At 63.7% G+C, this 24,716-nt stretch carries 24 protein-coding genes; 19 read left to right on the forward strand and 5 right to left on the reverse strand.

The window, feature by feature from the left end; all coding sequences use genetic code 11:
- Window positions 1-10 precede the first annotated feature (10 nt).
- The 4 genes from map (at window position 11) to RHP72_RS12460 (ending at window position 3,952) form a co-directional block, all read left to right on the forward strand.
- Complete coding sequence (gene map / locus RHP72_RS12445; RefSeq protein WP_007734970.1) at window positions 11-868, forward strand: type I methionyl aminopeptidase; 858 nt, start codon at window positions 11-13, stop codon at window positions 866-868.
- A gap of 8 nt (window positions 869-876) precedes the next feature.
- A complete protein-coding gene (locus tag RHP72_RS12450) occupies window positions 877-2,388 on the forward strand; it encodes a cobyric acid synthase (RefSeq protein ID WP_064688757.1) in 1,512 nt (503 codons plus the stop codon).
- Window positions 2,389-2,472: 84 nt separating this feature from the next.
- Entirely contained in the window at window positions 2,473-3,042 is a 570-nt protein-coding gene (locus RHP72_RS12455; protein WP_311094734.1) for an RNA polymerase sigma factor, read from the forward strand.
- A gap of 76 nt (window positions 3,043-3,118) precedes the next feature.
- Window positions 3,119-3,952 carry a GAF and ANTAR domain-containing protein gene (locus tag RHP72_RS12460; protein ID WP_311094735.1) on the forward strand — a complete coding sequence of 278 codons (834 nt, stop codon included), beginning with the start codon at window positions 3,119-3,121 and terminating at the stop codon, window positions 3,950-3,952.
- Here the strand turns inward: RHP72_RS12460 and RHP72_RS12465 are convergent.
- Both RHP72_RS12465 and RHP72_RS12470 read right to left on the reverse strand, forming a co-directional pair.
- A complete protein-coding gene (locus tag RHP72_RS12465; protein ID WP_007734977.1) occupies window positions 3,949-4,374 on the reverse strand; it encodes a DUF6069 family protein in 426 nt (141 codons plus the stop codon). The two genes, RHP72_RS12460 and RHP72_RS12465, sit on opposite strands and share 4 nt — an antisense overlap.
- 85 nt (window positions 4,375-4,459) lie before the next feature.
- Complete coding sequence (locus RHP72_RS12470; RefSeq protein ID WP_250887560.1) at window positions 4,460-5,329, reverse strand: PhzF family phenazine biosynthesis protein; 870 nt, start codon at window positions 5,327-5,329, stop codon at window positions 4,460-4,462.
- A 121-nt stretch (window positions 5,330-5,450) separates the two neighbouring features.
- Between RHP72_RS12470 and RHP72_RS12475 the strand changes: the two genes are divergently transcribed.
- Together RHP72_RS12475 and RHP72_RS12480 are read left to right on the forward strand one after the other, a co-directional pair.
- Window positions 5,451-5,912 (forward strand): PPOX class F420-dependent oxidoreductase, encoded by a 462-nt coding sequence (locus RHP72_RS12475; RefSeq protein ID WP_073512279.1) that lies wholly within the window; start codon window positions 5,451-5,453, stop codon window positions 5,910-5,912.
- A gap of 209 nt (window positions 5,913-6,121) precedes the next feature.
- A complete protein-coding gene (locus RHP72_RS12480; RefSeq protein ID WP_003942671.1) occupies window positions 6,122-6,667 on the forward strand; it encodes an alpha/beta fold hydrolase in 546 nt (181 codons plus the stop codon).
- Window positions 6,668-6,744: 77 nt separating this feature from the next.
- Here RHP72_RS12480 and mtr read toward each other — a convergent pair whose 3' ends face one another.
- Together mtr and RHP72_RS12490 are read right to left on the reverse strand one after the other, a co-directional pair.
- Window positions 6,745-8,121: a mycothione reductase gene (mtr, locus tag RHP72_RS12485; protein WP_311094736.1), complete on the reverse strand. Its 1,377-nt coding sequence runs from the start codon at window positions 8,119-8,121 to the stop codon at window positions 6,745-6,747.
- Window positions 8,118-9,167 (reverse strand): alpha/beta hydrolase, encoded by a 1,050-nt coding sequence (locus tag RHP72_RS12490; protein ID WP_003942674.1) that lies wholly within the window; start codon window positions 9,165-9,167, stop codon window positions 8,118-8,120. The genes mtr and RHP72_RS12490 overlap by 4 nt, the downstream gene beginning before the upstream one ends.
- A gap of 146 nt (window positions 9,168-9,313) precedes the next feature.
- On the opposite strand from RHP72_RS12490, the gene mqo reads away from it, so the two are divergent.
- The 10 genes from mqo (at window position 9,314) to RHP72_RS12540 (ending at window position 20,713) form a co-directional block, all read left to right on the forward strand.
- Window positions 9,314-10,852: a malate dehydrogenase (quinone) gene (gene mqo, locus RHP72_RS12495; RefSeq protein ID WP_003942820.1), complete on the forward strand. Its 1,539-nt coding sequence runs from the start codon at window positions 9,314-9,316 to the stop codon at window positions 10,850-10,852.
- A gap of 11 nt (window positions 10,853-10,863) precedes the next feature.
- Window positions 10,864-11,340: a GNAT family N-acetyltransferase gene (locus RHP72_RS12500; RefSeq protein ID WP_003942808.1), complete on the forward strand. Its 477-nt coding sequence runs from the start codon at window positions 10,864-10,866 to the stop codon at window positions 11,338-11,340.
- 224 nt (window positions 11,341-11,564) lie between these two features.
- Window positions 11,565-13,526: a magnesium chelatase subunit D family protein gene (locus tag RHP72_RS12505; RefSeq protein ID WP_311094737.1), complete on the forward strand. Its 1,962-nt coding sequence runs from the start codon at window positions 11,565-11,567 to the stop codon at window positions 13,524-13,526.
- A 21-nt stretch (window positions 13,527-13,547) separates the two neighbouring features.
- Window positions 13,548-14,162 (forward strand): cob(I)yrinic acid a,c-diamide adenosyltransferase, encoded by a 615-nt coding sequence (gene cobO / locus RHP72_RS12510; RefSeq protein WP_003942784.1) that lies wholly within the window; start codon window positions 13,548-13,550, stop codon window positions 14,160-14,162.
- Window positions 14,156-15,532: a cobyrinate a,c-diamide synthase gene (locus RHP72_RS12515; RefSeq protein ID WP_311094738.1), complete on the forward strand. Its 1,377-nt coding sequence runs from the start codon at window positions 14,156-14,158 to the stop codon at window positions 15,530-15,532. Before cobO ends, RHP72_RS12515 begins: the two co-directional genes overlap by 7 nt.
- 13 nt (window positions 15,533-15,545) lie before the next feature.
- Window positions 15,546-15,929 (forward strand): cobalamin biosynthesis protein, encoded by a 384-nt coding sequence (locus RHP72_RS12520; RefSeq protein WP_003942729.1) that lies wholly within the window; start codon window positions 15,546-15,548, stop codon window positions 15,927-15,929.
- A complete protein-coding gene (gene cobA / locus RHP72_RS12525) occupies window positions 15,926-17,152 on the forward strand; it encodes a uroporphyrinogen-III C-methyltransferase (protein ID WP_007735001.1) in 1,227 nt (408 codons plus the stop codon). The genes RHP72_RS12520 and cobA overlap by 4 nt, the downstream gene beginning before the upstream one ends.
- Window positions 17,153-17,163: 11 nt before the next feature.
- Entirely contained in the window at window positions 17,164-18,660 is a 1,497-nt protein-coding gene (locus tag RHP72_RS12530; RefSeq protein WP_050656470.1) for an MFS transporter, read from the forward strand.
- Between the two features lie 80 nt (window positions 18,661-18,740).
- Entirely contained in the window at window positions 18,741-19,169 is a 429-nt protein-coding gene (locus tag RHP72_RS12535) for a CBS domain-containing protein (RefSeq protein ID WP_007735005.1), read from the forward strand.
- A gap of 35 nt (window positions 19,170-19,204) precedes the next feature.
- The gene (locus RHP72_RS12540) at window positions 19,205-20,713 is read left to right on the forward strand and encodes a YdiU family protein (RefSeq protein WP_214514379.1); all 1,509 of its coding nucleotides are present in this window, start codon (window positions 19,205-19,207) and stop codon (window positions 20,711-20,713) included.
- Window positions 20,714-20,725: 12 nt separating this feature from the next.
- Here the strand turns inward: RHP72_RS12540 and yaaA are convergent, their stop codons facing one another.
- Window positions 20,726-21,469: a peroxide stress protein YaaA gene (yaaA, locus tag RHP72_RS12545; RefSeq protein ID WP_007735009.1), complete on the reverse strand. Its 744-nt coding sequence runs from the start codon at window positions 21,467-21,469 to the stop codon at window positions 20,726-20,728.
- A gap of 55 nt (window positions 21,470-21,524) precedes the next feature.
- On the opposite strand from yaaA, the gene RHP72_RS12550 reads away from it, so the two are divergent.
- From RHP72_RS12550 to RHP72_RS12560, 3 genes are all read left to right on the forward strand, one after another.
- Complete coding sequence (locus RHP72_RS12550; protein WP_042450750.1) at window positions 21,525-23,270, forward strand: proline--tRNA ligase; 1,746 nt, start codon at window positions 21,525-21,527, stop codon at window positions 23,268-23,270.
- A 79-nt stretch (window positions 23,271-23,349) separates the two neighbouring features.
- Entirely contained in the window at window positions 23,350-24,021 is a 672-nt protein-coding gene (locus RHP72_RS12555) for an O-methyltransferase (RefSeq protein ID WP_042450748.1), read from the forward strand.
- Between the two features lie 22 nt (window positions 24,022-24,043).
- On the forward strand, window positions 24,044-24,703 hold the full coding sequence (locus RHP72_RS12560; protein ID WP_021343988.1) for a rhomboid-like protein: 660 nt from the start codon (window positions 24,044-24,046) through the stop codon (window positions 24,701-24,703).
- Window positions 24,704-24,716 lie beyond the last annotated feature (13 nt).

Here is a 24,716-nt window from a genome sequence, read left to right on the forward strand (position 1 = left end):
GCTGTTCTGCATGTCTGTGCGTACCCCATTGGTCCCTGGAACCGTCTCTCCCGTCCTCGCTGTGCCCTCGAAGATCGAGCGGCCCGAGTACGCGTGGAAGCCGACCGCCAAAGAGGGCAACGAGCCCTGGGTTCAGACGCCGGAAACGATCGAGGCGATGCGCATCGCCAGCAAGATCGCTGCAGGCGCGCTGCAGGAAGCCGGCAAGGCTGTCGCTCCCGGTGTCACGACCGACGAACTCGACCGCATCGCACACGAGTTCATGCTCGACCACGGTGCATACCCGTCGACGTTGGGCTACAAGAGCTTTCCCAAGTCGTGCTGCACGTCTCTCAATGAGGTGATCTGCCACGGAATCCCCGACTCGACTGTGATCCAGGACGGCGACATCGTCAATATCGACGTCACCGCGTACATCAACGGGGTACACGGCGACACCAATGCGACATTCCTCGCCGGTGACGTGTCCGAAGAGAACCGCTTGCTCGTCGAGCGCACACACGAGGCGACGATGCGGGCCATCAAAGCCGTCAAGCCCGGCCGCGCGCTCAACGTGATCGGACGTGTCATCGAGTCCTACGCCCATCGGTTCGGGTACGGCGTCGTCCGGGACTTCACCGGACACGGAATCGGCGAGACCTTCCACAACGGCCTCGTGATCCTGCACTACGACGAGCCCGCGGTCGAGACGATCATCGAACCGGGCATGGTCTTCACGATCGAACCGATGATCAACCTCGGTGGTATCGACTACGAGATCTGGGAGGACGGCTGGACCGTCGTCACCAAGGACCGTAAGTGGACGGCGCAGTTCGAGCACACCTTGGTGGTCACCGAGACCGGTGCAGAGATTCTCACCCTGCCTTGAGTTCGGAGATGCGCGGCGCTCTGCTGGTAGCCGGCACAACGTCCGACGCAGGCAAGAGCGTTCTGGTGGCCGGATTGTGTCGCATGTTGGCGCGTCGAGGCGTCCGAGTGGCGCCGTTCAAGGCGCAGAACATGTCGAACAACTCCGTGGTCACGCTGGACGGCGGAGAGATCGGCCGTGCGCAGGCACTTCAGGCGCGGGCATGCGGTCTGGAGCCGAGTGTTCGATTCAATCCCGTGCTGCTCAAGCCTGGAAGTGACCGCACTTCGCAACTGGTCGTTCGGGGCAAGGCGATGACCACAGTGGGTGCTCGCGACTATATGCAGCATCGGCAGTGGCTTCGCGCCGTCGTGGCCGAAGATCTCGAATCGCTTCGATCCGAGTTCGACGTCGTGATCTGTGAAGGCGCCGGTTCACCGGCCGAAATCAACTTGCGCGCAACGGATCTTGCCAACATGGGATTGGCTGAGGCTGCGCGGATTCCGGTCGTCGTCGTCGGTGACATCGATCGCGGCGGCGTCCTGGCCCATCTGTTCGGGACCGTTGCTGTGCTCTCGCCGAGCGACCAGGCATTGATCGCGGGATTTGTGATCAACAAATTCCGCGGTGACGTTGCACTGTTGGAACCCGGACTGGAACAACTGCGCAGCCTCACCGGTCGACCCACTCTCGGAGTGATCCCGTTTGCCGACGATCTTTGGCTCGACGCCGAGGATTCGCTTGGCGTCACCGGCAATGCCCCGGTAGGGCGCCCGGGCCCACCCGTCGGTTCGGCCTGGCTCACCGTTGCTGCGGTTCGGCTCCCGCGCATCTCCAACTCCACGGACGTCGAGGCACTGGCATGTGAACCGGGCGTGGCAGTTTCGTGGGTGACCGATCCGTCGCGGATTCGCGACGCGGACCTCGTGGTGATCCCCGGTAGTAAGTCCACCGTGAGTGACCTCGAGTGGTTGCGAAGTACCGGCCTGGCCGACGAGATCGTCGCGCGAGCAGGTCGCGGGCAAGCAGTCCTGGGAATCTGCGGCGGTTACCAGATGCTGGGTAATTCCATCGTCGACGACGTCGAATCAGGATCAGGGACCACCGCGGGACTGGGTCTGCTGGACCTCGATGTCGAGTTCGCTCCGGACAAGGTGCTGGCGCAGATGACCGGTACGGCAGACGGTATCTCGGTGTCCGGGTACGAGATTCATCACGGACGCGTCGTGCGCAACGGGGACCTCCCATTGCTGGCGGACTCGAGCGGTATGCCGGAAGGCAGTGTGCGAGGGCCTGTTCGAGGGACACACTGGCACGGTCTCCTGGAAAGTGACGACTTTCGGCGCAGCCTGCTGCGTGAGCTCGCGGTTCCCGGTTTTGTTGCTGCACCCGACACCGCGGTTGCCGCGGTGCGAGAACAACAACTCGACCTTCTCGCTGATCTCGTCGAGCAGCACCTCGATCAGGATCTACTCGAGAAACTGATCAACGGTGGGGCGCCTATCGGGCTTCCCGTCATTGCCTCCGCACTCGAAGCCTGAGAGCGCTCCCGCGGGCGTCGACGTGGACGCGGTAGAATAGCCAGGCCTCACTCCCGCGACGGCTCCCTAGTAGGAGTGTGCGCGGTGACAGATCAATTCGACGGCTTGCTGACCGACTTCAGTGACGAGGTGCTGGTCGACTCGGCAATGCTCGGCGATCACGCGGCCTTCGACCTCATCGTCCGCCGATACGGCCCGCACTTGTATCGATTTGCCCGTCGACTGCTCGCGAGCGAGAGTGACGTCGACGACATCGTCCAGGAAACCTGCGTCGCTGCGTGGCGCCAACTTCCGGGGTTTCAGCGGCGCTCGAGCACCAAGACCTGGTTGTTCGCGATCTGTTCTCGCAAGATCTCGGATTTCTATCGAAAAGTCGGCTCCTGCGCCGCCGATCTGGACGAACTCCGGGAAGAAGCTGATCCCCGTTTGCGTGATCCGAGCGAAGAAGTCTGCGGCACAGCATTTCTCGACGCTCTTGAAGCCGAACTCGATCGTCTACCGCTGCGTCAGCGCGCCGCCTGGGTCTTGCGGGAAGTGGAGGGCATGACGTATCCACAGATCGCAGTTGTCCTGGAACTAAGTCCGGACGCGGTTCGTGGCCAACACACTCGGGCGAGGCGGAATCTGGGTCTCGCGCTCGACCGATGGCGATGACGACTCGGCGGTTTGCCGGGTTCTGTCACCGAACTCACTCTCCTGACGGCCCGGGTAGCTGGAAGAATGCTTCGTCGTGGATACCGCTTTCGACCCCAGAGGCTTCGACCCGAGAACCGAGGATTCGGTGCCGTCGGTAATGCCGGACGATGCGACGGCAACGGGTGCTGACGTCGCCGTCGAGGCTGCGGAAACTCGGCTGACTGCAAGCGCGGTCCGGGAGTTGCTGGCAGCGCTCGGAGGAAGTATCGGCGACGAGGACGAACTCGTGGTTTTGCTCCAGCGCGCCGTCGAAATCGCGAACGACGCCATCGACGGCGCCGACAGCATCGGCGTCACCATCGATCTTGCCGGGCAGACCTACACCGCCGTTCACACCGATTCGCGGACCCTGCGCGTCGACATCGAGCAATACGACGCCGGCGACGGACCATGTCTGCATGCGGCTCGAACCGGTGAAACCGTAGTCGTTGATTCCGAGACCAGCGCAGAACGCTGGCCGCGGTTCGCGGCGGCCGCGAAGGACGAAGGGATCAAGTCCTTTCTCGCGGCGCCGCTCTTCACGCCGGATCAGCGACTCGGTTCGTTCAACCTGTACGGACGTGCCCCAGCGGCCTTCGACAGCGTCGACGCGGAAGTCATGGAGATTCTCACGACCACAGTCTCACGCGCGATCGGAGACTTCTCCCGTTTCAAATCTGCCAAGGCCGTAGCTGACGCCCTGCAACGCGCGCTCGAGACTCGGGCGCCGATCGAACAGGCCAAAGGCATGCTGATGGCCATCCATCGGATCGACGCCGACACCGCATTTCACATGCTGCGCAGGCAGTCTCAGACCACGAACACCAAGTTGCGTGACGTGGCAGCCGAGATCGTCGAGACGTATTCCGCGCCGCCTACCGCGGTCTAGTTCGACGGAGACCGACGTACGGCCTCGAGCGCGACGACCACGCTCGCGGCGACAACCACGTGCATCAGCGCGAGCGTGACCGTGCTGGCGGCGTCGAAGTCCGCGGCGATCGTCAGGGCGATGGTGCCGAGCGCAAACACTGCACCCACGACCTGAGCGATGCGGATGATCGGCTCCCACTTCAGTGAGATCAACATTGCGAGCGACAAACCGACCAGCAACGGCACTACCGTAAGTGTGATGACCCCGCCGGGAGCTACGCTCGCCACCTTTCCCTGATCTGTCATCTCGAACGATCCGCCCGATGCCAGGCCGATCAACCACAGGATCAGGTTGGCGACGAGGGCCATGACCGTGGCGCCGAGTACGGCACGCGGCTTGGTGAGGTGGAGGTTGTGTGCGGTTGAAGCGATTGCAGACATGATGTTCTCCCGGCTCGATGCGATGCTCTTGTGACGTCGCTCTGGTGAATAGACCCGCCGGCCGGGAGAAACTCATCGCTGGTGGTTACCGGGGGTCGTCTGTCGGCACGGCGGTGCCGGTGACCGCGATACCGCCGTCGACCGGGATCTCGACCGCGAGAACGCTGGGTCGCCCGACGTGTCGGCCCTGGTGGATGGTGATCCGCCGCGGAGTGGCCGCGGGTTCGAGTTTGCGCAGGTAACCGCCGGTCGACGCCGCTGCGGACCCGGTCGCGGGATCCTCGACGATGTTTCCCACCGGAAACAGATTTCGAGCTTCGAAGGTGTTGTCGTCGAGGGGATGCAGGATCGTCACCGTGCCCGCCCACCCCTGCGCGTCCATCAGAGTTCGCATTGCGGATGGATCGAAGGTGAACTCGTCGAAGGCTGCCTGATCACGAAGTACGACAATCGGGTGCGTGTTGCCGGCGTACGAGAGCATTGCGGGATACCGCGCGTCGAGCGCAGACGAATCGACGCCGATGAGCCCGAGCAGCGCTGTCAGCACGGCGTGATCGATCGGCGAGACCGACGGTTCGACGCTGGTGAAGGTCGCGGTGGACCTTCCGTCCTCGTCGGTCGCCGTGTCGATGGATACCGGTCCGATCGGTGTTTCGAATGTGAAGGTTCCCTCACCGTCTCGCTCGGTGAGAGCGATGGCCGTCGCAATAGTGGCATGACCGCAGAACGGTACTTCGGCGATAGGGGAGAAGTACCGGATCCGGCTGTGGCGCGGGTTGCCTCCGAGCACCGGTTCGATGAGGAACGCCGTCTCGGCATACCCGACTTCGGCTGCAACAGATTGTAATTCGGAGTCGTCGAGTCCACGCGCGTCGAGCACTACGCCGGCCGGATTACCGCCGGCCGGATCCGAACTGAACGCAGTCAGCCGGAGGATGTCGCGAGAAGTTGCCATGTCGACCATCTTTGTCCGCTGTCGTCCATCGAGGGAAGAGTGATCGCGCGATTGCGGTCCGCGATCTTCGAACTGGACTGCCTCCGGAACAAACCGGCCGCACGGCGTCGTTGGTGCAGACATGAGCAATGACACAGACACCGACGACGCGTTGTTCGCACTCGTGGCCGAGGGAAAACAAGGTGTGCTGGCAACCGTCAAGCGTGACGGCCGCCCACAGTTGTCCAACATCATTTACCGCTGGGATGACGAGTCGAAGACGGCTTCCGTGTCCATCACAGCCGATCGCGCCAAGAGTAAAAATGCGATCCGTGATCCGCGGGTTTCCCTCCACGTCAGCGCGCCCGACTTCTGGAGCTACGCCGTGATCGAAGGACTTGCTGTGGTGACACCCGCAGCGGCCGATCCTCACGACGAAGTGTCGGACGCCCTGGTCGAGCTGTACCGGGACATCAGCGGCCAGGAGCATCCCGATTGGGAGGAGTACCGCGAAGCGATGGTGGCAGAGCGTCGACAGATCCTCACGGTGCGCGCTGATCACGTCTACGGAATGACGAGGCTCCCCAAACCGTCCGGTACCTAGAGCCGCGCCCCACTGGAGTTCGGCCCACCCCCACTTTCGAGCGAACGGTACGTCCGTCGCCTCAGATGCGCCGAAAGCCACTTTCGCTCCGAGTGGAGGCGGTACAGAGCGAACAATTCGGGCGCGTAGCGGCGCGTGAATGTATGAGTGGTCATACTTCTGTCGACTCCAGGGTCCTCCACGGTGTGGATCGCGTACCGTTTCCAGACATGGAATTGACTCGAGTAGCGGTGGGCAGCGGTTCGTGCACCGTTCGGATCGACGGGCCGGTCAGCAAGCATGCGGTACTCCTGCTTCCCGGCAAGGGCGACCCCGTCGACTTGTACGACGATGTGTGTGAGCGACTGCATCATTCGGATCTGCGGACCGTCGCGGTGGAATCGATCGAGAATCTCGACGAGACCTCGGCAGTGGTACTTCTGGACGAGTTGAACATCGCCTGGGTGAATCTCGTCGGTCACCGGGAGGGCGCCGATCTCGCGTGGCTGTTGGCTGCACGTCAGTTCGGCCGCTTCGCGAGTTTGATCGCCGTGGACCGTGGACATCCGTCGGCCAGCGATATTGCCGGCGTACCGCCGGTCGAGGTTCCGACCACCGTAGTCGTGGGCAGTGGAGGTCGGGCCATCGCCGACGCCAGCGGTCGTTTCGTGTACTCCGACTTCCGCGTGACGGAACTTCCGGGTGTCGACGACGTCGTCAAGTCGGCACCGGCCGAACTCGCAACCGAGATCGTGCTGCGTACCAGCCCCTGGTGAAACTCTGACCGACGAAAAGGCGGGCATTCCCATTGCGAGGAGTGCCCGCCTTTTCGGCGTCATTGGGGCTGCGGGGCTCAGATGTCGAGGCCGAGCAGCGCGTTCTCGACCACTTCGGCCAAGGCCGGGTGGATCCAGTACTGGCCGCGCGCCATGTCCTGCGCTGACAAACCGAAGCTCATCGCCTGAATGAGCGGCTGGATGACGGTCGGAGCCTGAGTGCCCATGACGTGGGCACCGAGGATGCGTCCGGTGCCGCGCTCGGCGATCACCTTGCAGATGCCCTCCTGATCCTCCATCGCCCAGCCGTACGCGACGTCGCCGTAAGCCTGCACCTTGACCGTGATGTCGAGTCCGGCGTCGTGAGCCTGCTTCTCCGTCATTCCGACGTCGGCGATCTGCGGGTCGGTGAACACGGCTGCCGGCACGAAGCGGTGATCGGTGCTGCGAAGCTCGGACGTGTCCTTCCACGCGTCCTGGAGCAGGTTGTGCTGAACAACGCGCGCTTCATGGTTGGCGACGTGCTTGAGCTGGTACGGCGACGAGACGTCACCGAGTGCGAATACGCCCTCGGCGGTGGTGCGTTGGTATTCGTCGACCACGATCGAGCCCTTGTCGTCGAGTTCGACGCCGGCCTTGTCGAGACCGAGTAGATCGCCGTTGGGCTGACGACCGACCGCGACGAGGAGAACGTCACCGGAAACGACTGTGCCGTTTGCCAGTTCGACGGCGATGTTGTCGCCGTCGCCGCGTACCGACGTGAGGGGGGAGCCCAGATGGACGTCCCACTTCTGTTCGGCCAACTCGGTGAAGCGCTCGGAGATCTCGTCGTCGAGGTGCCGCAGCAGTCGCTGGCTGCGACCGATGATCGACACGCGAGAACCCAACGCGGAGAACACGTGTGCGAACTCGGTGGCGATGAATCCGGAGCCGACGATCACGAGGTGCTCGGGAAGTTCGGGCAGTCGCATGATGTCTTCGTTGGTGTAGTACTTCACACCACTCGACGCGATCTCGTCCGGGATGATCGGACGCGAACCGGCTGCGATGACCACCTGGTCAGCGGTGATCGTCTCGCCGGTTCCGGTGTCGATCGTCTTGTCGCCGGTGAACGTGGCGTGGCCGCGGTAGACGGTGGTGTTGGGACTGTCTTCGCTGCGGTAACGCTCACCACCTGCAGAAATGGGATCGATGCGGCCGAAGACGCGCTTGACGATGTCGGACCAACGAACGCCGTCGAGCGTGGCGTCGACGCCGTACTTCTCGGCAGTGGTGACGGTTCGTGCCACCTCGGCGGCGTAGACGAACATCTTGGTCGGGATACACCCGACATTGAGGCACGTTCCGCCGAAGGTGCCCTCTTCGAGGATTGCGATCTTCTTGCCGTCGAACCGCTCGTCGGGCAGCGAGTTTCCGGATCCGCTGCCGATGATTGCAAGGTCGTAGTGCGTCACTGCGCGATCTCCTGTGTGTTGCTTGCTGTGCTTGCCGAACTTTCTGCGGCCGGGGTGAGGTGGCCGTCGAGCCACTCCAACCACAGGTCGAGTTCGGAAAAGGCTGTGGCCAAGGGCTTCTCGGTCGAAAGGAACACGTCGTGACGGGCGCCGTCGATCGGGACGATGGTGGTGCGATCGCCGAGGCAACCGGCCCAACGTGCGATCTGCTTGACGTCGAGCACGGAATCGGCGAGGTCGACGCTCGGGTTGTACGCCTTCGCGAACTGCGACTTCTTCGAGCGCAGAATCAGCGCGGGCACTCCGATGTCTAGGCCGCGGTGAAGTTTTGCGTGACCCGCTCGGACGGCCCGCATCCAGCCGAAGGTAACGGGGCAGCCGGCCAGTGGCTTCCAGTCGAGGTTGTAATCCCAGACGCCGTTGGCCGAAACATGAAGACTGGAACCGTAAGTCGGTAGCCCAGTTCCCGGGATCACCGTCTTCGCCGATACCCGTCCGAGCGCATCGATCGCCGTAGTACCGACGTTGCGCACCACTGAGGGACCCTGAAGGTCGAACCAGGGGCTGTTGAGTACCAGCCCGCAGATTCCGGCGCCGTCGCTGCCACCGGGCTTGCGCTGCAAACGGTTCAGCCAGAGCGGAACGATCAGACCGCCGGTGGAGTGCGCCATGAGCAGCACCTCGCTGCCCTCGGTCTCGCTGCGGACGATGCGCAGCGCTTCGTTCAGTTCGGCGTCGTAGAGCGCAAGGTCGGAGACGTAATGAGCTGTGTGCCCCGGTTTGAGGGAGCGGCCGCACTTACGCAGGTCGAGTGCGAAGAAGGCGTAACCCTGCTCGGCAAAGTGCTCGGCGAGGTGCTTCTGGAAGAAGTAATCGGTGAAGCCGTGCACGTACAAAACGGCACGGTGTGTCTTCACCGCCTCCTTCTGCGGTTGGTAGCGGACCAGTGTTGCGTCCACCTCGCCTTCGCCGTCCGGATCCGTTCCGAGCGGGATCGTCAGCTGCTGATATCCGTCACCGAGGACGTCTGGAACCCAAGTAGTCACAAATCACAATCTAATCGTCGTTTCGAGTGCGCGTTGTAGAGCACAATTGGGGGTGGTGAACCGCGCGTGTACGCACGGGTAACCTATTCGGCGTAACACAGCAGGCGGATGCGCGCACGGCTAATGACAAGGAAGTCGATTCTCCAGTGTCGAATCAGAACGCGGTAGAGACGAAGACGGATGTAGTGCTCGTGGGCGCAGGCATCATGAGCGCCACGCTGGGTGCATTGCTGCGCCAGCTGCAGCCCGATTGGTCGATCTCGACCTTCGAGCGGCTCGATGCCGTCGCAGCCGAGAGCAGCGACCCCTGGAACAACGCGGGAACCGGTCACTCAGCCCTGTGTGAGCTCAATTACACACCTGAGAACTCGGACGGCACGGTCGACATCAAGAAGGCCGTCAACGTCAACGAGCAGTTCCAGGTGTCACGCCAGTTCTGGGCACACGCGGTAGAGCAGGGCGTCCTGACACAGCCCAAGGAATTCATCAACCCCATCGCGCACGTGAGCTTCGTTCACGGTGAGGCCAACGCCAAGTACCTCCGTGCTCGTTACGACGCACTTGCCGGCCACACGCTCTTCCGCGGTATGGAGTACATCGACGATCCGGCCGAGTTCAGCAAGCGTTTGCCGCTCATGGCCAAGGGACGCGACTTCTCCGATCCCATCGCCCTGAACTGGAGCCAGGACGGCACCGACGTCGATTTCGGAGCGCTCACCAAGCAGCTCATCGGCTACATCGGCAAGACCGGCGGCAAGATGTACTTCGGCCACGAGGTCACCAACCTGACCCAGAACTCGGACAAGTCCTGGACCGTCAAGGTCACCAACCGTCGCACCGGTGAAAAGCGCACCGTTCGCTCGCGTTTCGTATTCGTCGGCGCGGGTGGCGGCGCCCTGCACCTGCTGCAGAAGTCCGGCATCAAGGAAGCCAAGGGCTTCGGTGGCTTCCCGGTCAGCGGTGCCTTCCTGCGATGCACCAACCCCGAACTCATCGACCAGCACAGCGCCAAGGTCTACGGCAAGGCTGCCGTCGGCGCCCCGCCGATGTCGGTGCCTCACCTGGACACCCGTGTCATCGGCAACAAGCCGGGTCTGCTGTTCGGTCCCTACGCTGGTTGGTCGCCGAAGTTCCTCAAGCAGGGTCGCGTCACCGACCTGCCCGGCTCGGTCAAGCCGAACAACATCCTCTCGATGCTCGGTGTCGGTGTCAGCGAGCTCGGCCTCGTCAAGTACCTGGTCAGCGAGCTTGCCAAGAACGAAGCCGGTCGCATCTGGGATCTGCGTGAGTTCGCGCCCAAGGCGCAGGCCCAGGACTGGGAACTCATCACCGCGGGCCAGCGCGTCCAGGTGATCCGCCGTGCCAAGGGCAAGGGTGGTGTCCTCGAATTCGGTACCGCTGTGGTCGCCGCTGAGGACGGTTCCATCGCCGGTCTGCTCGGTGCTTCGCCCGGTGCGTCCACGGCCGTCCCGGCGATGCTGGACGTACTCGAGCGCTGCTTCCCGACCGAGTTCCAGGGTTGGAAGGGCAAGCTCCGCGAGATGGTTCCGTCCATCGGCGTCAAGCTCACCGACAACGAAGGCCTGTTCAACCAGGTCTGGGATTGGTCCTCGAAGGTTCTCGAGCTCGATTCCGCCGGTGCTTCCGAATCGGCTCCGGTCGCGGATACCGCCGCGACTGTGTGATAGTCCAACCCATGACGGCAACAGCAGCTTTGAAGCGTTCGTGGGCACTCGATCTCGACAACAAGACGTTCTACGAGTTGTTGAAGCTTCGAGTGGAGGTCTTTGTCGTCGAGCAGGCTTGCCCGTATCCCGAGTTGGACGGGCGGGACCTGCTGACGGAAACACGCCACTTCTGGCTCGAGCAGGACGGCCAGGTGGTGTGCACGCTCCGGCTGCTCGAAGAGCACGACGACGGAAACAAGAGCTTCCGAATCGGACGCCTCTGCACGTCGCGTCAGGCTCGCGGCCAGGGCCACACGACACGCCTCCTGCAGGCCGCACTGGCCGAGGTCGGCGAAGCGCCGTGTCGGATCAACGCCCAGACCTACTTGGTCGAGATGTACGCCAAGCACGGATTCAAGGCTGACGGCGAAGAGTTCATCGAAGACGGCATCCCGCACACCCCGATGCGTCGTGGTGGGGGAGAGCCTTTCGTGGCCGTCAGCTAGTTTGTCGGAGAATTGACCCTGGTCGGCTCGTGGGAAAGCGAGCCGACTAGGGTTTTTTCGATACCGAATGTTCGCGGGGAAGTCCTGTTCGATCCAGGCGCGGTCCCGCCACTGTGAAAGATCTCTCCTCTACCGATAAACCGGGAGATCTCAGCCAGGTTGCCGCGACATTCGAGTGCAGCCAAATTCTCGGCGAGGAAACCGAGAGGTGGAGGGATATCGACGTGCGAAGTGAAGAAGATCGACCAGTGGCGGGCTTCCCGTTCAGTGCTGTGGTCGGCCAGGATCAATTGCGATTGGCGCTGATCCTGTGTGCGGTGCATCCAGGGATCGGCGGGGTCCTGGTCCGCGGTGAGAAGGGAACTGCCAAGTCGACGGTCGTGCGCGCGCTGACTGCGCTGCTGCCCGCGGTCGACGACGCCGGAACGAGACGACCGGCCCGCTTGGTCGAACTGCCCGTGGGCGCCACCGAAGACCGGGTGATCGGTTCGATCGACTTGGAGAAGGTTCTGCGTGACGGTGAGCGCGCATTCCAACCTGGACTGCTCGCCGCTGCTCACCAGGGTGTTCTGTACGTCGACGAGGTGAATCTGCTTCACGACCACCTGGTCGACGTGCTTCTCGACGCCGCGGCGATGGGCCGGGTTCACATCGAGCGTGACGGCATCTCCCATTCGCATCCGGCCAAGTTCGTACTCGTCGGCACGATGAATCCCGAAGAGGGAGAACTGCGTCCGCAACTTCTGGACCGTTTCGGTCTGGCTGTCGACGTCGCCGCTTCCCGCGACGTCGACATTCGCATGGAAGTGGTGCGTCGCCGACTCGACTACGAGCGTGACCCCGAGGCATTTGTCGCTCGGTACGTATCCGCCGATGAGGAGTTGGCGTCCGAAATCCTCACGGCGCGTGAGAAATTGGACTCGGTCGAGCTGAGCAACCGCGAACTGCGTCGTATCGCCTCGCTGTGTGCGTCGTTCGACGTCGACGGTATGCGCGCGGACTTGGTGCTGGCGCGCACCGCGACGGCCCACGCTGCCTGGCGTGGCGACAGTGAAGTCACTGCGGAGGACGTACGAGTAGCGGCGGAACTGACGCTGCCGCATCGCCGCCGCCGCGATCCGTTCGACGAGCCCGGCTTGGATCAGCAGCAGTTGGACGATGCGCTCGAGCAGGCCGATCAGGATGCTCAGTCGCAGGTAGAGGACGACGCGCGCGACGGAGAGCCCGAACCTCCCGAGAATCCCGAAGACCGTGGCCCGGAAGATGGCGGCTCCGATGACGGCGGTCCCGGAGACGAAGGGCCGGACGACGACGGGCCTGATGACGACGGCCCGGACGACCCAGACGGACCTGGTGGGGGAGTACGCGCCACCGATCGTCCCTCGGCGCCACCGGCCGGCGAATTCAAGGCCAAGCTCCTCGAAGTTCCGGGAGTCGGTGAAGGTGCACCGGGACGACGCTCGCGGTCCATGTCGTCCCGTGGACGAGTTGTGCGGTCCACGCGGGAGCGTGGGCACGGATTGCATCTGACGAGCACGGTCTTTGCCGCAGCCGAGTCTCAAGTTGCCCGTGGTCGCACTGCTGGACGGTTGCGGCTGGCACCGGCTGACCTCCGCGGCGCGATACGTGAAGGGCGAGAAGGCAATCTGATCGTCTTCGTTGTCGACGCGTCGGGGTCGATGGCAGCACGCGACCGCCTCTCCGCGGTCACCGGTGCGGTTGTCTCGTTGCTCCGCGACGCCTATCAGCGCCGCGACAAGGTCGCCGTCATCACTGTCCGTGGTCGTGAAGCGGAGCTCGTACTGCCGCCGACATCTTCGGTGGACATCGCTGTCCGTCGCTTGCAGTCGATGCGTACCGGCGGCAAATCCCCACTCGCAGAGGGATTCCTGCGTGCTCGCGAAGTGGTTCTGCGTGAACGACTTCGTGACCCGCAGCGTCGCGCCCTCGCCGTCACACTCACCGACGGCCGGGCTACCGGCGGCAAGGACGCGCTGCACCGCGCCCGCGTCGCCGCGCATCTTCTCGCCGACGCGTCCGTCGCGTCCATCGTCGTCGACTGCGAGACCGGCCTCGTGCGTCTGGGGCTGGCGGCCGAGTTGGCGCGAGAACTACGTGGCGGATACGTCCGCCTCGCCGAATTGTCAGCGCAGCAGGTCGCGGGTGTCGTCCGCGCCGCAGCCTAGATCCCAGCTCAGGAGTTCACGATGCCCAAGGGTGTTCCCGAGACAGTTCCCGACGACGGTCTGACCACGCGTCAGCGTCGTAACGCGCCGGTACTTGCCGTGCACACCGGCCCGGGAAAGGGTAAGTCCACCGCCGCTTTCGGCATGGCGCTGCGTGCCTGGAATCAGGGGTTCGACATCGGCGTGTTCCAGTTCGTGAAGAGTGCCAAGTGGAAGGTCGGAGAGGAAGCCGCGTTCCGCGCGCTCGGAAACCTGCACGACGAAACCGGCGTCGGTGGGCCGGTGCAGTGGCACAAGATGGGCGAAGGTTGGTCATGGACACGCAAGGCCGGTAGCGAGGAAGATCATGCTGCTGCCGCTGCGGAGGGTTGGCAGGAGATCGCGAGAAGGCTTGCGAGCGAGGAACATCGATTCTATGTCCTCGACGAGTTCACCTATCCGCTCAAGTGGGGCTGGGTCGACGTCGACGAGGTCGTGCAGACACTGCGCGATCGTCCGGGCAACCAGCACGTTGTCATCACGGGACGCGACGCCCCGCAGGCGTTGATCGATGCCGCCGACCTCGTGACCGAGATGACCAAGATCAAGCACCCGATGGATGCCGGCCGAAAGGGCCAACGGGGCATCGAATGGTAAGTCCTTCCACTCCGGCCGTGGTGATCGCCGCTCCTGCCTCGGGTAGCGGAAAGACCACGGTGGCAACGGGATTGATCGGCGCGCTGCGACGGTCCGGTAGCAGCGTTGCACCCTTCAAGGTGGGGCCGGACTACATCGACCCGGGTTATCACGGACTCGCGGCAGGGCGGCCCGGACGCAACCTCGACACTGTTCTGGTGGGCCCGGATCGCATCGGACCGCTCTACCGGCATGGAACCGCTGGTTGCGACATCGCCGTGGTCGAAGGCGTCATGGGTCTGTTCGACGGGAAGATCGACGAGGCAAACTCGCAGCCGTCGGCGGAGGGATCGACGGCGCAGGTCGCGTCGATCCTCGGTTCGCCGGTAGTGCTCGTGATCGACGCCCGTGGGCACAGTCAGAGTCTGGCCGCCGTACTCCACGGCTTCGCGACCTACGACGCAGGTGTGCGCATCGGCGGCGTCATTCTCAATCGCGTCGGGAGCGCTCGTCACGAGCAGGTGTTGCGTCATGCGTGCGACAAGGTCGGCGTCGCAGTGCTCGGGGGTGTGCCACGGTTGACGGAACTCGAAGTTCCCTCCCGGCATCTCGGCCTGATTCCGGCGGCCGAGCACGGCGCCGCCGCTGTGGCCGCAGTGGACGCGATGTCCGACTTGATTGCCTCGCACGTCGATCTGGGTGCTGTTCGCGCACTCGCCGCCTCGAACGTGAGTGCAGCTGTATGGGATCCGGTTGCCGAGGTCGGCGCACACGCAGAGTCTCGGCCTGTGGTTGCCATGGCGGGTGGCCCGGCCTTCACCTTCGGCTACGCCGAGCACCGGGAGCTGTTGACTGCTGCCGGCGCGGACGTGCAGGTGTTCGACCCGTTGCGGGACGAGCTTCCTGCGGGAACTGCCGCTCTGGTCCTTCCCGGTGGCTTCCCGGAAGAACACGCGGTAGACCTTGCGGCCAATACCGTACTGCTGCAGCAGGTTCGCGATCTGGCGGACGGCGGTGCACCGATCCATGCAGAGTGTGCCGGTCTGCTCTACCTCGCTCGCAGCTTGGACGGTCACAGCATGGCCGGTGTGGTCGGAGTGGATGCGACGTTCGGGAAACGCCTGACCCTCGGGTATCGCGAAGCAGTCGCAATCAGCGACTCCAGCCTCTTCGACGCAGGCTCCCGCGTCACCGGTCACGAGTTCCACCGAACGTCTCTCGTCTCGGCAGACGCGGACGGTTGCGGAAGTGCGTGGGGGTGGCGGCCCTGGGACGGCGGCAGTGTCCACGAAGGGTTTGTTCGCGGTGGCGTCCACGCGTCGTATCTGCACACTCATCCGGTGGGGCAGCCCGAATCGATCGCGAAGTTCGTCGATGCCGCACGGGGATGACCTCTGTATCGGCGTGGGATTCACGACGAGTGTCACCGCGAAGGACATCGTCGCTGCGGTGAAGGCTGTGCCCGCGGCGCAAGGGAAGATCGTGGTACTCGCCACTGTGGCGGCAAAAGCTGAGTCTTCGGCTCTTCTGACAGCGGCCCATGAACTGAACGTCCCGATTGTGAGTTTCGCCCCGGACGTACTTGCGCGAGTTCAAGTTCCGTCACCATCGCCTCGCGTCGAGAACGCCGTCGGAACGGCAAGCGTCGCGGAAGCGGCTGCGATCCTTGCGTCCGGGGGCGGCCGACTTGTGCTGGCCAAGACTGCCAGGGATGGAGTGACCGTGGCCGCGGCCCGTAAAGTTCCCTCCAGCTTGACCAATTCTGACAACGAAACGGAGTGCGAGTGAGCGAGTCCACCGCAGACGAGACCAACTACCTGGTCGGCCTCAACCTGACCGATCGACGCGTGGTCGTGTTCGGTGGCGGCACTGTGGCTCAGCGCCGACTCGGACTGCTGGTCGCCTCTGGTGCCCGCGTTCACGTCATCAGTCGCGCGTTCACTCCAGCCGTCGAAGGTATGGCCACTGCCGGTCAGATCACGGTCGAAGAGCGCCCGTACGCCGACGGCGACCTCGAAGGTGCGTGGTACGCCATCGCCTCGACCGACGAGCCGGAAACCAATGCGGCGATCGTCGCCGAAGCGGAGCGTCGCCACATCTTCTGCGTGCGCGCCGACAACGCGAAGCACGGCACCGCCGTCACTCCCGCCAGCGCCGAGTACGACGGTATGAGCATCGGAATTCTGGCGGGCGGCGATCACCGTCGTTCGGCAGCAGTCCGCACCGCCGTCGTCGAAGGTCTTCAGTCGGGCGTGCTCGCCGATACGGCCGAGCCTGCCGCTGCGGGTGTTGCTCTCGTCGGTGGTGGCCCCGGTGATCCCGATCTGATCACCGTGCGCGGACGCCGTTTGCTCGCCCGCGCCGACGTCGTCGTGGCCGACCGATTGGCTCCGCCGGAGTTGCTCGCCGAACTGGGTCCGGACGTAGAGGTGATCGACGCCGCGAAGATCCCGTACGGCCGTGCCATGGCTCAGGAGGCCATCAACGCCGCGCTGATTGACAACGCGAAGGCAGGCAAGTTCGTGGTCCGCCTCAAGGGCGGGGACCCGTACGTCTTCGGACGGGGATACGAAGAACTCGAAGCGTGTGCCGCTGCCGGCGTTCCGGTGACCGTAGTGCCCGGAATCACGAGCGCGATCTCGGTCCCGTCGGCCGCAGGCATCCCGGTCACCCACCGCGGCGTCACCCACGAGTTCGTCGTCGTCAGTGGGCACGTGGCTCCGGATCATCCGGATTCGCTGGTCGACTGGTCGGCGCTGGCCAAGTTGCGCGGCACGATCGTGCTGCTCATGGCGGTCGAGCGCATCGATCAGTTCGCGAAGGCACTCGTCGACGGTGGACGCCCGGCAACCACGCCGGTCACCGTCATCCAAGAGGGTACGCTGCGCACCCAGCGTGAACTTCGGGCCGATCTGGCGACCGTTGCTCAGCGCGTCAAGGACGAGGAGATCAAGCCTCCGGCGATCATCGTGATCGGGCCGGTCGCGGGCTTTTCCGTCGACGCTGGGTAACGTGAAGTCTTGTGTCTGATTCCCCAACATCTGAAACCGCTTCGGCGAATGCCCCGGTAGCGACTCGAGTCATCGGGCTCGCCATCATCGTCCTGAGTGGTTTGCAGATGATGGTGGTGCTCGACGGCACCGTCGCGAACCTCGCGCTGGCGCCATTGCAGGCAGACCTCGGGCTGAGCGACAGTGGTCGCAACTGGGTGTTGACCTCGTACGCGCTTGCGTTCGGTGGGCTCATGCTCCTCGGTGGTCGCCTCGGTGACGCGTACGGGCGCAAGAAGATGTTCATCGCGGGAGTCTCGCTGTTCACGGTGGCGTCGTTGCTCTGTGGTCTCGCCCTGAACGAGGGCATGTTGATCGCAGCGCGGGCGCTTCAAGGTGTCGGCGCAGCCGTGGCGTCGCCCACTGCCTTCGCCCTTGTTGCCACGACTTTCGCCGCGGGTCCGGCTCGTAATCAGGCCATCGCGATTTTTGCCGCCATGACGGGCGTCGGATCGATCGCCGGTCTGATCATCGGCGGCGCATTGACCGAGGTGTCGTGGCGTCTGATCTTCCTCATCAACGTCCCGATCGGCATCGCGCTCGTCGGCATGGCGTTCCGCGCCCTTCGCGAGACGAATCAGACGCGTCTGGCTTTGGATGTCCCGGGCGCGATCCTCGCGACCCTCGGTTGTACCGGTGTTGTTTTTGCTCTCACCGAAGGCCCGGAAATGGGATGGGGGAGCATCGCCGTCATCGGTGCATTGGCGGCCGGATTGGTCGCCCTCGCCGCCTTCCTCTTTGTCGAGCGAACTGCGGACAACCCGCTCTTGCCCTTCTCGTTGTTCGCCGATCGCAACCGTGTCGCGACGTTCCTCGCCATCTTCTTCGTCGGTGGCGCGATGTTCAGCATGACGGCCTTCGTCGCACTGTTCGTGCAGGACATCATGCAGTATTCGCCGTTGCGTGCCGGTATCGCGTTCATTCCGTTCGCGTTCGGATTGGGCGCCGCCGCGTCGGTTGCTTCCAAGCTCGCCGTGAAGGTTCAACCCCGCTGGCTGGTCCTCACCGGCGTCGTGATCATGATCGTCGGACTCCTCTACGGCTCTACTCTCGATTCCGACTCCACCTACCTGGCCAACTTGTTCGTGCCCGTGATCGGGATCGGATTCGGTATCGGCCTCGCGATGGTGCCCTTGCCACTGTGCGCGATCGCCGGTGTCCCGGAGACCGAGATCGGCCCGCTGACCGCAATCTCCCAAGTTGCCCAGACGCTCGGTGGACCATTGGCGCTGTCGGTGATCGGTGCAATGGCGACGTCCAAGACGCTCTCGCTCGGCGGCACTTCGGGCAAGGCAGCGGACATGAATCCGGCGCAATTGATCGCACTCGGAGAGGGGTACACCTTCGCACTTGTGGGCTGCGCGGTCTGCGCCGTGTTCGCCGGTATCGCGGCGCTGTGCATCAGGTTCACACCTTCTCAGGTAGCCCAGGCTCAGGCTGCGGAGAAGGCAGCTCAGGGAATCGCCTGATCAGTCCTGTTTTTCCGCTTCGCTAGCCGATACGATCGTTGCAGGACGTGCCGAGAGTCTCGACGGATCGGGGTGCCGTGATGCGGATCGCGGACATATTGCGAAACAAGGGCAACAGCATCGTCACGATCGACGCCCACACGACGGTCAACGGGCTGCTGTGCGATCTTGCCCGCCACAACATCGGAGCCATGGTGGTGGTCGACGACGACGCGGTGGTCGGCATCATCTCCGAACGCGATGTCGTTCGACGCCTGCACGAGCGTGGCCCGGACCTTCTCGGGATCCAGGTTTCCGAGGTCATGACCGCTCTGATGTACACGTGTGTTCCGGCAGACGCAGTGGACAGCATTGCCGCGATCATGACCGAGCGTCGAATCCGGCATCTGCCGGTGATCGAGGACGGCAACCTCCTCGGCATCGTCAGTATCGGCGACGTGGTGAAGAGCCGCATCGACGAGCTCAAGAGCGAACGCGATCAGCTCGAGTCGTACATCGATCAGGGCTGATCGATAGGTTGTCGCACGGTGACTACTCTCGTGTGATGGCCGCATTCCAGGAATCCACAGCAGACACGGTCACCATCGTGGCCTGCCTCGAGAGCACGTTCGCCGACGAACTCGGCGCTCTGACGGTGCCGTGGCAAGGTGCTGCCGCCCCTGACCCGCAGTTGCTCGTGGTGAACGAGCAGCTGGCTGCGTCGTTGAGATTGGACGTAGCAGCGCTGCGAAGTGTGGACGGGATCGGCGTCCTGTCCGGCTCGACGGTGCCGGTCGGGGCCACGCCGGTGGCGATGGCGTATGCGGGTCATCAGTTCGGTGGGTACGCACCGATTCTCGGGGATGGTCGGGCGTTGTTGCTCGGAGAACTCGTCAGCAGTGACGGGCAGCGAGTGGACTTGCATCTGAAAGGCTCCGGGCGCACACCGTTCTCTCGGGGCGGCGACGGGTACGCGGTTGTCGGGCCGATGCTGCGTGAATATCTGGTCAGTGAGGCGATGAATGCCCTCGGTGTCCCCACTACGCGCGCGCTGTCTGTCGTGGCGACGGGACGGGACGTTCGCCGCAACGGCGCAGAACCCGGTGCCGTGCTTGCACGGATCGCGTCGAGTCACCTACGCGTTGGGACCTTCGAGTTCGCGGCCCGGCAGGGCGAGGTCTTGCAGCCGCTCACCGACTACGCGATCGCCCGGCACTACCCGGAGCTGACCGAACTTCCGTCAACGGGTACACACAATCGCTATCTGAGGTTCCTCGAGGCGGTCGTCGAGGCGCAGGCGTCACTGGTGGCGAGGTGGATGCTCATCGGTTTCGTGCACGGGGTCATGAACACCGACAACACGACAATTTCGGGAGAGACCATCGATTACGGTCCGTGCGCCTTCCTCGACGCATTCGATCCGGCGGCAGTGTTCAGCTCGATCGACCACGGGGGCCGCTATGCGTTCGGCAATCAGCCCGCTGTACTGAAGTGGAATCTGGCGCGCTTGGCAGAAACACTGTTGCCGCTGATCGATTCCGCACCCGACAATGCGATTTCCGCGGCGTCGGCAGTTCTCGAGACCTTCGACGAGCGCTACGAGGGACACTATGCGGCCGGTTTCGCGGAAAAGCTCGGTCTGGCCCAGCCGTTTGTCGATCGGGCGCTCGTCGACGATCTGCTGACGTTGTTGGCGGAACACGGTGCTGATTGGACGGGCAGTTTCCGCGCACTCGCCGACGAATTGCGTGGAAATTCGGCGCCCCTCGACGACCTCGTGCCACGGGACCACATCGCGTCTTGGTTGCAGCGGTGGCACAGGGCCCTGACGGAGCAGGGGCGTGGGGCCGCGGAGACCGCGAGCGCGATGGATCGCGTCAACCCGCTGTACCTTCCGCGTAATCATCACCTCGATGCTGCCCTGCGCGCCGCGACCGACGGCGACCTCGTTCCCTTCGAGAAGCTGCTCGAGGTTGTCACGCATCCATTCGACCGACGCGACGAGTGGACCGACTACACCGAGGCGGCTCCGCAGTCTTTCAGCGAAACATTCCAAACCTTCTGTGGCACTTGACAGACGAAGCCATCAATCCGTCAGGATGATCAGTTCACGCTCCGACGCGATTTCCACCCGCAGGCCGGCCTTCGACGCCACCCGCGCGACACCCTTGATATCGGTCGGTTCGGCGCGCGAGACCACCAGCGCACGGGCGAGCAGACCCTTGTGGTGCTTGTTGAAGTGACTGACCACCGTCCGGGTGCCGTCCGGCTTCTCGGTGAGGACCGTTGCGATCAGTGCGTCTGGAACCGGTCCGAGGTCTTGGTAGGTGCCGGATCGTAGATCGATGACAAGGCCGTCGGCTTCGGCGGCCAGGGCCTTCGGCAGCTCCGGCTTCCACAGCGAGCGCAGCGTCCCCATCCCCGGCAGCTTGGACCCGCCAGAGAGGCGGTAGGCGGGGATCAGATCTCCTGCGCGGACAGCACCGAACAGAGCGGAACCAATGGCGATCCGATCGAGCGCCTTCGCCTTCTGGGCGCGGGTGAACGACTTTGCGTCGAGGGCGTCGAAGAGCACGCCGGTGTAGCGCTGTAGTGCGGGCCGCGTCGCGGACACCCACAGCTTGGCATTGCGCTCCACTTCGTCTGCTTGCGTCGGGCCGAGCCCGAGCGCTTCGCACGACGCCTCGACGTCAGCGGCCAGATCGACCAGCGTCTGAACCAGCAATTCGCGCGTTTCGGTCAACTGGGGCATCGACAGTTCGGCCAGATCGAGGGGCGCATCCTTGCCGCCGTCGGACTTGGTTTCTGAGGGAGGCAGCAGTACAAGCACGCTGTAACCGTACCGAGGCCCGCTCGGCCGACTGCGGCGACTATCCTTACACCTCGTGATTACCCGTCTGTCCCACCTGTTCCTGCGTACCCTGCGTGACGATCCCTCGGACGCCGAAGTTGCCAGCCACAAACTGCTGGTTCGTGCCGGCTACGTGCGTCGTATCGCTCCAGGCGTCTACTCGTGGTTGCCGCTGGGATTGCGGGTGCTGCGCGAGGTAGAGCGTGTCGTCCGTGAAGAAATGAATGCAATTGGCGGACAGGAAATCCTGCTGCCTGCGCTGCTCCCGCGCGATCCCTACGAAGCGTCGAACCGCTGGACCGAGTACGGCCCCAACCTGTTCCGCCTCAAGGACCGCAAGGGCAACGACTACATGCTCGGCCCGACCCACGAGGAGCTCTTTGCTCTGACGGTCAAGGGTGAGTACAACTCCTACAAGGACTTCCCGGTCACCCTGTACCAGGTGCAGACCAAGTACCGCGACGAAGAGCGTCCGCGTGCCGGCATTCTGCGTGGCCGCGAGTTCCTCATGAAGGATTCCTACTCCTTCGACCTGACCGACGAAGGCCTGACGGAGTCGTACCAGGCGCATCGCGGTGCCTACGAGAAGATCTTCACGCGTCTGGGCGTCAAGTACGTCATCGTCTCGGCGACCTCCGGTGCGATGGGCGGCAGCGCGTCCGAGGAGTTCCTTGCCGAGAGCGAGATCGGCGAAGACACCTACGTGCGCTGCCTCGAATCCGGCTACGCCGCCAACGTCGAGGCCGTCAAGACTGTTGTTCCCGACTCGATTCCGTTTGACGGGCTGCCCGAAGCCAAGGTGTACGACACCGCGAACACACCCACCATCGACACCCTGGTGGACTGGGCGAACGGCGCTGATCTCGGCCGTACCGTGACCGCCGCCGACACTCTCAAGAACATCATGGTCAAGACCCGCCTGCCCGGCGGCGAATGGGAACTTCTCGGCATCGGCATCCCCGGCGACCGTGAGGTCGACGAAAAGCGCCTCGAGGCTTCGCTGGAGCCGGCCGAGTTCGTGATGATCACCGAGACCGACTTCAAGAACAACCCGTTCCTGGCCAAGGGTTATATCGGCCCGAAGGCGCTGCAGGCCAACGGAGTTCGCTACCTTGTCGACCCGCGCGTCGTCGACGGCACCAGCTGGATCACCGGCGCCGACGAAGACGGCAAGCACGTGGTCGGCCTCGTTGCCGGTCGCGACTTCACCCCTGACGGAACCATCGAAGCCGCCGAGGTTCGTGACGGCGACGCCTCTCCCGATGGAGCCGGCACGCTGGTCTCGGCTCGCGGTATCGAGATCGGGCACGTCTTCCAACTCGGCCGCAAGTACACCGACGTCTTCACCGTCGACGTCCTCGCCGAGAACGGCAAGCCCGTCCGCCCGACCATGGGTTCGTACGGCGTCGGCGTCTCGCGTCTGGTGGCCGTCATTGCCGAGCAGCACCATGACGAGAAGGGTCTGCGTTGGCCCGCTGAGGTCTCACCGGCCGACGTTTACCTCGTCATTGCGAACAAGGACGAGACCGCTCGCGAAGGCGCCGAAGGCCTCGCCGCGCAGCTCGACCGCGCGGGACTCGAAGTGATCCTCGACGACCGCAAGGCATCGCCGGGCGTGAAGTTCAAGGACTCCGAGCTGATCGGTGTTCCGCTGATCGTTGTCGTCGGCCGTGGTTGGGCCGACGGCAAGGTCGAGATTCGCGACCGCTTCACCGGCGAGAGCCGTGAGATCGACGCCAATTCAGCGATCGAGGAGATCATCGCCGCAGTTCGCGGCTGATTCGAATAGCTGTCCGGGCTGCCGCAGTCACCTTCCGAGGTGTCTGCGGCGGCCCTTCTTTTCTGCCACAATCGTGGCTATGGAACGCGAACCGGATTGGGCAGAAGTCGACGGCTATCTCGTTTCCACGTTGGTAGGTGAAGATCCGGTTCTCGACGCGGCACTCGCCGCCAATTCCGAGGCAGGTCTCCCGCCCATCGACGTGGCGCCGAACCAGGGCAAGCTCCTCAACCTTCTGGCGCGAATGTGCTTGGCGCGCAATGTTCTCGAGATCGGAACGCTCGGCGGATACAGCACGATCTGGCTCGCTCGCGCGGTCGGTCCCTCGGGCCAGGTCATCACGCTGGAATTCGATCCCACCCATGCGGATGTCGCTCGGGCGAATATCGAGCGTGCCGAACTGGCTGACCGTGTCGACATCCGCGTCGGCGCTGCGCTCGACAGTCTCCCGTTGATCGCGAAAGAAGAGTTGGGACCTTTCGACTTGGTCTTCATCGACGCCGACAAGGAGAACAACACCGAGTACGTGCGGTGGGCGTTGGCCCTTTCGCATCCCGGAACCGTCATCATCGTGGACAACGTGGTGCGTGGGGGACATGTGTCCAACCCGGATATCGACGACGAGCGCGTCAAAGCGAGTCGAGCGGTGTTGGAGATGATCGCGGCCGAGCCGAAACTCGACGGCACCGCCATTCAAACCGTGGGTTCGAAGGGATGGGACGGGTTTGCCGTTGCAGTAGTGAACGAGTGAGCGCAGACTCGAAGCGGTGAGGATGCTGGGGGCAGCAAAGGCGGCATGGCGATGGGTGCGCAGTGCTCCCGGTACCTACGTCTGGTTGCTGGCCCTGCTGTTCACCACGCTCTTCCTTCGGCATCTGCCCGACAATGTCGAGGAGCGTTTTCTCGGCAAGCGCTCGACCAATCTGCATCACCTGGCCGAAGACCCGCTGCGAGTCCTGTTCTCGAGTGCCTTCTGGCTCGAAGGTGGCGGTTGGTTGGGATACCTGGTTCTCTTCACCATCTTTCATGCAACGGCTGAGCGTTGGCTCGGGACGTGGCGGTGGCTGTGTGTTGTCGTCATCGCCCACGTCGGAGCCACGTACATCAGCGAAGGTGTTCTGTACGAAGGTATTCGGCACGGATACGTGGCGGAGTCGGCGGTCAACACTCTCGACGTGGGTGTGAGCTACGGTCTGGCCGGCATCATGGGGATTCTGGTGTACCGCATCGTCGATCCGTGGCGATACGTCTATCTCGCGGGGCTGTTGCTCTTCTACGGTGTACCTCTGATTTTCGCCACCAATTTCACCGCCATCGGCCACATGTCTGCGTTGTTGCTCGGGTTGGCGTGCTACCCGATCACGCGTGCTCGGGCGGGCACGTGGAATCCGATGGACCTGTGGCATTCGCGAAGAATCGCAGGTCTTCCATGAATCGCACCGCGGA

Origin of the sequence: Rhodococcus sp. SG20037 (assembly GCF_031763325.1) — a bacterium.
GTDB lineage: Bacteria > Actinomycetota > Actinomycetes > Mycobacteriales > Mycobacteriaceae > Rhodococcus_F > Rhodococcus_F qingshengii.